Genomic DNA, 12,141 nt, shown 5'->3' with positions numbered 1-12,141 from the left:
CATTTCCCATCGTCTCGCCCAAAGTAAAAGTCAGAATTCGCAGCCGAGACTCTTTAAAATGCTATTTATGCAATCAAGTATGCAAGCTTTAATATCAATTTACATACTAATACAAATATACGATATCTTTTGTTTAATAAATAAAATGAAAGGTATTTTATTTTCTTATCATTTTGTTATGTGTCAGAAGAAAGAAAAAATAATAGTACAGAATCTATTCGCCTCAAGGAATTACGTATAAAACTAAGAATTTCTCTTAATGCATTATATAAGATTACTGGTGTCTCAACTGCTACGCTGGCAAGCATTCAAAAAGGTTCGATCAATTATAATAATGCGACCCTGACGACATTATCCCAAGCTTTTGGCATTGAAAAGAATTTATTTTATGACCTGACTGTTGCTGCTCCATCACGAGAGAAACTGATATCTGCTCTAAAAAAATATGTAAAACAAATTGGAGTAGACATTGATGTTAAATCGCTGGTGTCAAAAAGCATGACTTCCTTTATCCTAACTGACTATATTGATATGGGGTTTCTAAATACTTATAAAAGCACTGGCCAAATTATTAAAGAAATAGCCGCAGAATATAATGTGCAGCTAAAATCTCCTCAAACTTCAAAAATATTGCTTACAAAGGCTGCCGATAATAATGGGGCTCTTGAAAAAAGACCTGGCATAAAAGCGAATACGAATGAATATAGGCGGAAGCGATAAGTGAGTGGAGTTTACTCATTGAAAAGATTGATGGCACTTATTTTTTCCCCCCATACTAAAAATGCAAATATCTAACTGTTATAGGTAAGGTTTTTAACTTCTTCAAGCTTCAAAATCTCTTCACCGAAAAATTTTTCATTGTGCTCGACATAATACTCTTCTTCATGTATTTCAATGTATGAAATAAAAGCTTCATCATATCGCTGATTGTACTTACTTTCGCTTTCTTTAAATGATTTAAAGTCATCACTACTCCAAGACCAAGATTCTCTTTTGGATTTGGTGCTGGTAAAATACATATGAATCCCACCGATGCAATAAATTTTCGCAATTTTTTCTGATACCCTAGCTAAAACAACAGCTGCCAGATCGTGCATTGATAAAAGATGCTTTTGTTTTAAGATGTTATCAATTTGGAGTTTGTCTATATATTGATTTTTAACGACATCAGCCGTATGAGGCTCTTTGGCTTCTTCTTGAAGAAAGAACTCAAGGTGGCCTATATACAAATCTGTTTTTTTATAATTTTCAATATGATTTAGCCCAATATAAGTTTCGATAAAATTATCATCGTATCCTCTTGTCAACAAATCTCCGGTTCTCAGATAAATATTTTCGTCTGATAGTAAAATTGGAAAAGGGTCTATTGTTAGCCGAAATACGGCGACTGCACCAATACATTTCTTTAAATATTCTTCAAACTCGGAGGTAAATTTACTATTATCCTCTCGCCAGTTTAAAGGATGGTTTCTGGAAATATAAAATGTTTTAAACCCCTGTTTATGAACATATTTGTTTAATTTCTTTTTAACCTTTTCTAGCTCCTCAAAATAGTCAGCCATTTTCCCTTTTATTTCAGAAAACACTGGTCGTTTTTCTTGTAAAAATTTAATCATTTGCCCGTACATTGGGAAGGAGCTTTGCGTTTTCCATTTCTCCAACTCAATTTTTCGAGACTCTTCATCGTTATCTACAAGATAAGTCATTGTTGTAGATATTTCTAATGACTGACGTAATGAGTAAAAGGCACAGTCAAAATAGCCCTTTTCAAAAAGGACGATGGCATTTATCAATAATTGATTAGATTCAAGTATAAATGTATTTGCAAGTTGCGCATCCAACCGCCCAGTCCAACTATGTTCAATATTTATTAAATCAAGGTAGTATCTTTCCTTGTTCTCAATATTAATAGGAATAAGATGTTGACTTTCTCTGAAATTATTGAAGTTTGAATCCATAAGCGATCTATCAATTAAAAGGGTATTTAAAAATATTACATTTGGAGTTATTTTAATACTCCAATTTATTTTCTTTTTTCAGAAGAATAAATTCTAATTAGGAAGAATAAAGCGTAGTCCAAAACTTGACAAAAGACCTTAATAAAAAAATGTTTATGCAATAGTTTTCCTCATTACGCGATAAATTGTATTCTCTTTCTTTTGCGCTACAGCTTCTACCAGCGAGTTGTCTTCAATTGAATATTCGTCAAGAAGGCGCAAGTCACTTCTTAACCCAATTTCTTTTAAACAGTTGCATACTACAAGAAATGCCTTATAGCTATTACGGTTTTTCTGTATAAATATCTCTAAACACAGTATAAACCGGGCCCTTTCTACCCCGCGTTTTGCCAAGTCGTTGATAAAATATTCGATTCTTCCTGATTTGTTCTCTTCGATAAACTCCTCCAAATCACTTAGGATGTCCTGATTAGAGGGTAAAAAGATTTTTTTATATTCGTCTGACAAGTGAGGATACAATTCAGTCTTAAGCCATTCATAATACTTGGAACGTTGGCATTGTTCGGCGATTTGACCTAAGCCATATTTACTGAGCAAAATAAAATAAGGCTTCAAGCTATTTAATTTCTCAATAGAAATATATTTTTCTCTTTCTGAATTAAAGCAGCCGTAATGCATATGAATATACTTAAACTCATCAGCTAAAAGATCGGCGTTGTCTTTTTCTTCCTGCGATAACTTTTCGTTGTGTTCATTTATAGTGAATTCTTGATCCATGACTCCTCTGTAGTATTCTGAAATACGCTTCCAATTATTAAATCCTAGCTGGCATATCCTGATATGAGCCAATTCCCTGGTTTTTGAGGTAGATAGAAATAAGGCCGTAGCTATACTTGAGTATACGGATTTTAGATTGTCCCAAAATTCTATCAGTATTTCTTCTGCGTCAATAGGATCAATTTCACGTAATTCTTCAACAACATGATGCAACGTGCTTCCATCTTTTTTCTCAATAGCTTTTTGTATGATTTTTTTAAACTCTGTTTTTAGTTCCTTACTCCATATGTTGGCAATCCAACTTACAGCCCAGGGTTTGCTTTCAATTAGGTTTAAATATGGTTTTATTACATCCTCATCACCCAAAAGTGTTCTTTTAAAGATAGAATGGTCAAAGATTTCTGAGTCGCTTGGTTCAATAGCCTTTGACTCCTTTAATATAATCTCTTTTTTTTCTATTTTAGACCAAATCCTGTATGCGAAAAGTCTTTCAGATGGCAAATTGTTTGTGTTCTTCCAAATCCGTAGGATACAGTCTTTAGATTCCTGAGACAGTTTGCGTCGCTCCCATTGATCTTCTGTTATTGATAGGCGCGTGGAATTGTTTTTTGAATTTCCCAGCTCTTTAATAACCATTTGTACTGCGATTGGTGCATCAATTTTTGAAAGTATGGTATAAATTATTCTTTTGTATCTTTTATTGGATGCAAATTTCGACAGGGATTCAATTTGCTCTTGTGTAAGATGCCATTTTGTATAAGAAAGTGTGTCTAATATCTTATTCTTTTCACCTTTTGGTAAGTTCGCTTCACTATAACCTAGACTCTTTAAGTTGGCCCATTCATTAAATGTATTTGTTAAGATGTCTAGATCATTCTTATCTGCACAGTTTATAATAGCCCAAATGTAACAGATCAATGCATCCTCATTGTCTGATTTGTCCCAGCTTTCAGTTAACGCTTTTATAAGCCGGGGCGATTTCAGATAGCCAGCCAATTGGTAGGCCGACAGCCTTCCTTCCGGAGTTATTTTTTCCCGAAGTAATTGAGATAAGGAGTCGACAACAGATTCGAGATGGAAGGTTTTAACGTGTTCAAGAACTATATCTCTCCAATAATTCCCATAAGCGGGCTGAAACGTATTGCTGTAATGAATATATCTGATTCCAGCGAGGCAATTACCGTTTCTGAACCGGGCAAGGCTGAGTATTAAAGATTCAGGGTGGCCGTTTGTTAATTCGTCGATACACTTTGTATCAAAATTTAAGAAGGCTCTCGAAATTTCCTCTGCTAATGCATTTCGGTGGCCTAGTTTGTTTAGGCCACTATTCCAGATCTTAATCTTTTCGATTATTTGTAAGAATTTAGGTTCTTTATGCTTGTCTTGTAAATATTTTAGCGAATAAAATACGGCAAGCGGGTTTAGTTTAAGTAATATGTCAATATCATCATCGGTTGTCTCAGTTATAGTTATGGCGCAACCAAGTAATTCTGAAAAGAATGGCTCACTGATTATTTCAGTTGAAGAAGAGCTGTCGTCAAGTAACTTGACCAGTGCTGAAATTAATATCCAATCTCGGACTCTGTCATGTCTAAAGATGCAAGTTCCATGGTCGTTAAAATAAAACAATAATTGCCTTTGAGCTATTCTCTCCAATATACTCAAATATTCTCTATCGTCAGCGAACCAATCTTCGAACTCATCATAAGTCGGGGAAATTAATCTGTGCGTTATCATTGCTTTTCCTAGCATTTCGATTACTTTCTTAAGTTTGAAAGCGAGTCCTATTCCTTCTTCTGCTAGCTTAGCTAATGAATCTTCGATAAAAGAATTGATAATTTCTATTCCCTGGTTGGGTATATAAGCTTTTCTATTGTTAATTAATCTAAGATGAAGGTTTAGCAACAAATGATTGTTTTCTGTTTCTGAAGCGATCGCTGTCATTTGCTGCCGGCTTATTGAAATCTGTTTATCAAGCCCATGTTCAATTATAGCCAGACCGTCTTCAATCGACATTTCTGGATTAGGAATTAAATGATATAACGATTCTTTCTGTATTTGATGTTGGATTAACTTAAAGTTCTTGGGCCATACAGGACAAAGGATTTTTATGTCATTGCATGATTCTGCTGTGGATTGCGACCAAGATATTAGTCGATCTAACAGATACTCGGAATTCTTTGATTTATTAACATCGTCTACAATAACCAAGGTTGATCCATAAAAAAATGCCTCAATTTCTTGTTTTGAGGTAAATATTTTGGGATGTTCCTTTTTTAATTGAAGTTCTATTGCTTCAATCAATGAACAGCTAATTTCTGCTATATCGGGTTCTATACGAATAGCGTTTAAATTATTGGTTTGACACTGTTTTAGTAAAAAGTAAGCGATTGTGCTTTTCCCATAACCCGAACCACCGATTAGAAAATTGAGAGCCCTTGTACTTAATTCTAGCTCGTTTCTAACTTTTGAGATAGCCTCTGTTTGAACAATAGATTCTTCATCAAGAAAACACTCCTTACTGTATCTATGGTGATTGCTGTTTAGCAAGTCTCTAAGTAATAAGTCAGATAACAACACAGCGTCAATTCCCAAATACTTGAATCTGAGATATTGTCCTTTTGAATTGTTATCAAGAAAATCGGCAATAATAGATTGCTCAACTACAACGATATCTATAAAACTCATTGTTGTAGCTTTCAAAACTTTTTCTTGCAGATCGGATCTTAAACGCTGGTTAGTAACCAAGTATATTGTGAATCTTATTTGTGGGGAGTGCTCGCGAATTTTCTCAGCATATGCAATCGCCTTATGTAAATCTCCCTCGGGGGACTTGCTGTTGTTGCCAGGACTTAACCATTTTTTTTCAAGATTTGTACTATTAATAGTATGCTCTATCAATGCGAAATGATTTTCGCTTATCATACAAAATGCATCGAGCGGATCTTTTATCGTTTTTCCCTTGGCGTTGATCCCTGATTCTATCAGGTTCTCCAGTTCAGGAAATTTAATTCTCAAAATAGCATTTGCTAGTTGTTCAAATAAGCTACTGTCAGTAATCGTTTCGAGTTTTTCGGTTGTAATCATGAAGAATACTATAATTCCTGTTATTTATTATTCTTTACTTAGTAATGTCAAGTAGGTTTACCTTACTTTCAATAAAAGGAACATATTGCCCCTTATTTGATGCCCAGTTAAAATATACGGCCTTTTCATTCCCCAAAGCTGTAGCCTGTTCATTAGTTATCGTTAACTCCTGCTCAAATAGTTTTATTACCACATTCCTGCTATTCTCCGCGTATACTTCAAGCTTATAATTACCCGCAATTAAACGCAATTGCTCATTTTTAGAGAGTAAAAAATGGTGATAGATGGAAACACCTGTTTTACTAACAAATAAACCACTGCCTCGCACCAAGCCGCTATCTCCATAGGCCCAAATATTAAAATCATAACCTGTTTGTGGCGTATAAATACGGATAAACATATTTTGGATGTACTGCCCCTGATCTGAAGTGCAATAAAGTAAGGTTCTAAGAAAGACTTTTGGCTCATCACCTCCATTTTTGCCAACAAGGCAAATAATCGTGGGGCGGGTCATTTTTAATTGACCCTTCCAGATCCGGGTTAGCCAGAATGTTAACGCCGAAATAAATAACGATAGTATTGAAATTGCCAATGCCACAGTTTTCACCTTTTTCTATACGGCTGCTCATAAGCAGGTCATAACGCTAAAATACTTAGTTTTATTGAATGTGCGTACAACAAGTTTTTACACCACCCTTTTACTTTTTCACCTTTGCAGGTATTATCACCTGCAAATAATCCACAGAGTAGTAACTAAGCGGTAACCAAGTTAGTATCCAAGTAGCATAAACAAGAGTAAGTCCTATATTGCACTTCCGTCACTGGTGTTGCACGCGGGTCATGCCGGCGACTTAGTGCCAATCTTTCTATACAGTCGTACCATACCTTTCCTTATTGGCTTTGTTGAAGGCATTTCTGAGATCATTAAAAATGTTTTTTTGATCGTCAAACAGCATATTCTCAGAAATAATTGTTTTAATGATATTGATATTCCCTTGCTTTTCCCCAAAACAATATCCCAGTGAAGTAGCTGCAACAAAGCTAACCATTTCGCCTTCAATATCCTTTTCTAAAGAATGATATACTGATTGAAAGTCCCTGTTTACTAAGGCTCCCATAAAGCCCCAGTCTTTTTTAAAATATTCCCGTATAACAGCTTCGTTTGAAGCAGAACTGTCTTTTAATATACGCTCCCGGTACCTTTTAAAAAAGTGTGGCGGATATATGGATATCATATTCATGTCTAGGCTCAGGGTAACTGCATATTTGCCTTCGGGGCGTAAATAGGTTGTATATATGGAGAGGACAGGTTTTTTCCAGTCGCTCCTTTTCAGCGCTGTAAAATCTACTATATATAAATTACCTTTTTCTTTTGTGCAACAATCATACGATTTTGACAAAGGATAGCGGCGGGCATTTAAAACTGTTTTTCTGAAATCACTATGGCATTTATCAACTTTACTCCGAAGGTTAGGAATATCCTCAAAAACTTCTTTGTGGATTTCCTGTACAGTCATTGATGAAACAAGCATTGTTGTTAATATTAATATTGTTTAAAACTGATACGGAATTGTTTTAAAATATTAGCGACGTTCATTATCTCTGTTAAGCACAAAAATACGTTACATTAGTCCTTCCAATGAGGGTTCTATGAAACAGGATCATTTTTCCCCATTACCGGATTCAAACAGCTCGTGCAGTTTTTGTTGCAGCAATTTTTTATTGGGTAATTGTGTTTTATATTCGGAAACCATTGTAGGTGACAAACTCCTGCTTAATGCATATTCTACTACCTCGCTGTCCTTGTCTTTGCATAATAATACGCCGATGCTTGGGTTTTCGTTCTCCTTTTTTACATCCCGGTCCAGGCTTTCCAGGTAAAAATTCAATTGCCCCAGATATTCTGGTTTGAATTTGTCTGTTTTTAGCTCAAAAGCCACGAGGCATTGCAGGCCGCGGTGGTAAAACAAAAGATCGACGTAGAAATCGCTGTTTCCCACTTGCAATTTGTATTCTTCATCCATGAAAATAAAATCCCGGCCTAATTCCAAAATGAATTTTTTCATCTGCCTGATTAGACCTTTTTGCAAATCGTTTTCGCTGTGCGGTTCGGGTAAATTCAAAAATTCAAACACATAGCTATCCTTGAAAGCATTTGTTATATCAGCTTTAAATTCTTTGGGCAATGTCGGGGTTTTTGCATTACCTAAAATTGTCCGTTCAAAAAGGCTGGCGGAAATCTGGCGGTCTAATTCCCGAACGCTGTAATTTTCTTTGACAGACATTCTTATATAAAATTCCCGTTCCTCTTCGGTTTTGCATCTCGAAAATATTGTTCGGTGGTGTGTCCAGCTAATTTGAGCTAAAATAGTATTTCTGATGTCTTGAATTTGGAAGCCAAATTGCGTCCTCACTGGGGTCACAACTTTATTTGATTGTTTATCAGCGTGTTGTAATTGTGTCCTCACTGCGGACACAATTAGGGATTCAGCATAGGTTTCATAAAACTGTATCATTCTATAAATTCCCCTTCGGTTAAAACCTTTCAGATCGGGATTGTTTTTCTTTATAAAATCCGCTAATTCATCTACTGTTTTATCTCCCCATTCCGCAACGGATAGTTTTTGTTTGATATACGCACCCACGGTCCAATACAGGTTTATCAGCTCTGTATTAACGGCTTTGATGGCATTAGCACGGGATTGTGTTATTATTTGTATAATATCTGTAAACCGGTTATTCATATCATTATTTGTATTCCCAAACTTACATATTTGCCCTTTATTTTACCAACAAAGCAAATAATAGCAGGGCAGATCTGATGAAGAATGTAACAAAAAGAGATTTTTGTGGACTAAACAGCGCATTAGCCTGAGCATTACGAGAAAAAAATATACTAATACTCAAATTTGGGCGAATTTATTAGACTAAAAAGGCCTGCCTTTGAAAAAGCTGGCCGTTGCTAACCTATGAAAAACACCAGTTCTAAGGTACAAAATTTTATCAAACTTGTTAGCGATTCATTGATTTCTGTATTCTCTCAGCTTCAGATTTTGGCTTTTCTACCCCCACGATCTTGTTATTGCTTCAATAAATCTAGAGTCGATAACCTCTTTTTTTCTTCTTCTTTCTAATATTCCGGTAGTATTCCCGCTCTATTTGTGACGTGGCATAGTCCTCTGGTGATGGATAATGTACTTTATATAAGTCGGCTACCAGGTCGGCAGTATTTTCTACCGCTTGTTTTATTGATTGTATAAATGCGCTAATGAAAGTACTTTCCTGCGGATTTCTCTTGCATGGTGAAAAAGGTACAGTCAATCGCCAGGTATTTGCAAGCCTGGTTTCCGGACCTATTCCTTCCTGCAGATTCCGAGTGAGGTATTGAGTTTGGTTTTTCTGCAACTGTTTTTCAATAGTGCTTAAAGAAAGCCCCATAGCACTGCCTTTTATTTTTACACCGGCCTTATCAATAAAAGATATTCCCCGGCCTTTGATAATTTCAAATCCCATCTTTCTTACCTCTTGTTGAAAACTTTCCATTGTTTTGGATGACTGCAGTATTTGCCGCAACTGTACTTTAATTTGATCCTTTCGCTGGTCATTTCTGGGAAGTAATTGCTGATCTTTTGATAAAAAACGACGGGGGCTTAATACCTGCTGCAACTGGTATTTCTGCTCCATCTTCCGGCAGAACTGAGCCATGCGTTTATAACTATTGCTGTCCGACACATTCGTTTTGCCGCTATAGCCAATCCGGTTGGCCACAATATGAATGTGCTGGTGCTGGGTATCTTTATGCTCCACTGCTAAAAATTGGTTATCAGCAAACCCGAATTCCTTTGCACAATCCTGGGCAACCTGGATGAGCTGTGGCCTTGATAAATGTTCCCCTGGTGCCATGCTTAAGGTAAAATGAAACACTGGTTTGGATTGCTTGGGATTAAGTCTTCGCACTTCGTTGAACTGCTGCACCAGTTCCTTTTTATTGCCGAAACATTTATTGAACAGCAAAATTTCTGCCCGGTTTTCCATCATAGATTGATTTTTATCGATATCCATTTTTTTATCTTCAAGGCAGTAGCAGATACAGCCGGCGAACCCTTTTCCTGTGATGGCCTTACCAATCATTTTAAACTGTTTTTAATTGCCTCTGCCAACTCTTTTAGCTGTGCTGCCAGTTGTCTTAATTCTGTACGCTCAAAGGCATTAAAAGCCTGTGCCGCATTATTTTTATAGGCTAGTGAATTAACATTAGCCGCAAGGTGATTCAACTGCCCGGTAAAGTTTAAAACTTCTTTGGGCAATGTTTTCTGTCTGGTGTCAATATGGCTGTTGAAAGCTGCCTCACGTAAAAACTCGGAGACGGTAAGCTGCACCTGTTTGGCTTTTGTCTCAATTATTTGTAGCTCCAATGCAGTGCAAGCCACGCGCAGGCGGTAGCTGCGTTTAACTGATTTCTTTGGCCTGCCGCCTTTGTTTTTTTCATGTGGTATATTCATACTATATAAATTTTAATGTTTGACAACCGCGCTTTGCGCCCCCATGAATGCCGCCCCAAAGCGGCATGAATGGGCCAGCTGTTCGAAGTAGGTGAGGTTACGAGCCTACGAGAACATAGCTGGCTCCTGATTTTCCCCGTTTCTAAATGAACCGGCAAAGACCGGTATGAACTTGTGGGGGTGCTTTGGAGTCTGTTTAGGTTGATTCGGGTTTAAGAAGGTTTATTAACGCCTATATCTGTTGCAAGCGGGCTTATTGCTGGTTCAGGAGTGTTCCTGAAGGTTTGTCTGCCTGGCGGATTAATATTCCTTGATTCTCGATTTTTTTTCATCATCTGAACTGGGAGTAGAAAATTTAAAGCTGCCGGGTTGGCTCTGAACCGATGCTGCCTGCGATGAGATCGGTGGCTCCTGCTTAGCTGATGCTTTTTTCTTTCGCTCGCGTTTTAACACAGAGTTCAGGCTATTCAGGTTGATCTTCTCAATTGGTACCTCCAGTTCATCAGCCAACCACTTACGAAAAAGGGAAGCTGTATTCAAGACGGTCATTTGCTCCCGGTACATCTCCAGTATCTTGCCGTAGATACCGTAGGTGTTCTCCAATAGGTGTTTCCTTAAAAAATCTTTGTACATCATTTGAACTGTTTGTTTTTCGGCCTGGATTTTTTTTCGATAGTACCAGCACCCGTTTTAGCGTCTGCCTTTTGTGCTGCTGCTTCGTAATGCTGTTTATACCATGCGAGCTCCTGTTGCATCATCTTCTTTTCCTCTCTTTCCTTGTTAAGGTCAATGGCAAAAACTGTCAGGGCCACAATAACTGCCAGGCACAAGCCAAGGCCCCACTGGCCCATGCCATGCCAGAATGCCTGCCACCGGGGATGATCGGGATCTACCTGCAATGATTTTTTGGAGTATTGTATTTGCGCTGCCATTTCATTCAGCATTGCCTGCATCGGTGCAAACTGCCGCCTCACTTCCTGCAATAAAATGGTAAGAATAGTAAGGGAAGTTTCATCCAGCTCAATACCATATTGTAAGGAGATCGCTGCCCTCAATTTTTTTAAATCAGTCCGGGATGTTTGCATGTTCTTATATTTTGGATAATTCTTTCTGCATTTTTATTTTTTCGACAAACTGATAGGCTTCCATGCCCTTTCCTTCGCTGACTTTTTGGAGAATGCTCCGGTGCGGGGCTGTTGTACTATCAAAATCTCCAAAAAACCGGATGGCGTTTATATGGTTTTCTGCTACCGATCCGAATGTTGTCAACTCTTTGATTAATTGTGGTGTACCCGTAAACGTGCTTTCATTGATATAGATGTTGGTTTCAAAAACACCTCTATTCAATAGGATAATTTTTTCCAGGTATTGCGTACAAGGTGCATAAGCGCTGCCGCCCGCGATCACGACATTGAACGTAAACTTTGCGTTTAGCTCATCCTGCACAGCCTTAAATTCTCCGATGGTATAATCTTTTGAAAACAGCGATGGGAGCTGGTCGCTTTCCGGGGCGCCAAAGTCCAGGTAGAACGAGTCATAATCTTTCTGCGATAGCTGAAAGAGGTTTTCAAAAAGGAGCTGGCGATCCAGCTTTTCCCGGATGTCTAATAGGCTCATTTCTGCAAAGCGGGAAGGGTTTCTTCCCTGGAGGAATCGAAGCTGCTGGCAGCTTGATTTTACCGAGCTGTCAAAGTCCACAAAATAAGCCCGGTCATTACCTTGTTGTTTTAGGGCTTGTAAATAAGTAAGCATTGATTTACCGGTGCCGCCTTTGGCCTGGATGTTAAATTGAAACTGTTGCATTGTGTAATTTTTTA

Annotated in this window: 11 protein-coding genes; 1 reads left to right on the top strand and 10 read right to left on the bottom strand. The window is 37.5% G+C overall.

Annotated features, from left to right (window positions below; genetic code table 11):
- Window positions 1-180 precede the first annotated feature (180 nt).
- On the top strand, window positions 181-720 hold the full coding sequence (locus Q1V85_RS14020; protein WP_300600953.1) for a helix-turn-helix transcriptional regulator: 540 nt from the start codon (window positions 181-183) through the stop codon (window positions 718-720).
- A 71-nt stretch (window positions 721-791) separates the two neighbouring features.
- On the opposite strand, the gene Q1V85_RS14015 is transcribed toward Q1V85_RS14020, so the two are convergent.
- From Q1V85_RS14015 to Q1V85_RS13970, 10 genes are all read right to left on the bottom strand, one after another.
- Window positions 792-1,958 carry a hypothetical protein gene (locus Q1V85_RS14015; RefSeq protein WP_300600951.1) on the bottom strand — a complete coding sequence of 389 codons (1,167 nt, stop codon included), beginning with the start codon at window positions 1,956-1,958 and terminating at the stop codon, window positions 792-794.
- Window positions 1,959-2,111: 153 nt separating this feature from the next.
- Window positions 2,112-5,822 carry a hypothetical protein gene (locus Q1V85_RS14010; RefSeq protein ID WP_300600950.1) on the bottom strand — a complete coding sequence of 1,237 codons (3,711 nt, stop codon included), beginning with the start codon at window positions 5,820-5,822 and terminating at the stop codon, window positions 2,112-2,114.
- A gap of 34 nt (window positions 5,823-5,856) precedes the next feature.
- Window positions 5,857-6,420, bottom strand: a complete 564-nt coding sequence (locus Q1V85_RS14005; protein ID WP_300600948.1) for a hypothetical protein — start codon at window positions 6,418-6,420, stop codon at window positions 5,857-5,859.
- A 268-nt stretch (window positions 6,421-6,688) separates the two neighbouring features.
- Complete coding sequence (locus Q1V85_RS14000) at window positions 6,689-7,354, bottom strand: hypothetical protein (protein WP_300600946.1); 666 nt, start codon at window positions 7,352-7,354, stop codon at window positions 6,689-6,691.
- Between the two features lie 129 nt (window positions 7,355-7,483).
- Window positions 7,484-8,566, bottom strand: a complete 1,083-nt coding sequence (locus tag Q1V85_RS13995; RefSeq protein WP_300600944.1) for a PDDEXK nuclease domain-containing protein — start codon at window positions 8,564-8,566, stop codon at window positions 7,484-7,486.
- 352 nt (window positions 8,567-8,918) lie between these two features.
- On the bottom strand, window positions 8,919-9,953 hold the full coding sequence (locus tag Q1V85_RS13990; protein WP_300600942.1) for a relaxase/mobilization nuclease domain-containing protein: 1,035 nt from the start codon (window positions 9,951-9,953) through the stop codon (window positions 8,919-8,921).
- Window positions 9,950-10,324, bottom strand: coding sequence for a mobilization protein (locus Q1V85_RS13985; RefSeq protein ID WP_300600940.1), 375 nt, complete (start codon window positions 10,322-10,324; stop codon window positions 9,950-9,952). Before Q1V85_RS13985 ends, Q1V85_RS13990 begins: the two co-directional genes overlap by 4 nt.
- A 300-nt stretch (window positions 10,325-10,624) precedes the next feature.
- Window positions 10,625-10,960, bottom strand: a complete 336-nt coding sequence (locus Q1V85_RS13980) for a hypothetical protein (protein WP_300600938.1) — start codon at window positions 10,958-10,960, stop codon at window positions 10,625-10,627.
- Window positions 10,957-11,409 (bottom strand): hypothetical protein, encoded by a 453-nt coding sequence (locus Q1V85_RS13975; RefSeq protein ID WP_300600936.1) that lies wholly within the window; start codon window positions 11,407-11,409, stop codon window positions 10,957-10,959. Before Q1V85_RS13975 ends, Q1V85_RS13980 begins: the two co-directional genes overlap by 4 nt.
- 4 nt (window positions 11,410-11,413) lie before the next feature.
- Entirely contained in the window at window positions 11,414-12,127 is a 714-nt protein-coding gene (locus Q1V85_RS13970; protein ID WP_300600934.1) for a hypothetical protein, read from the bottom strand.
- Between the last annotated feature and the right edge of the window lie 14 nt (window positions 12,128-12,141).

The sequence above is a fragment of the Niabella sp. genome (genome assembly GCF_030150205.1).
Lineage (GTDB): Bacteria > Bacteroidota > Bacteroidia > Chitinophagales > Chitinophagaceae > Niabella.
This window is presented reverse-complemented; position numbering and strand designations above follow the sequence as displayed.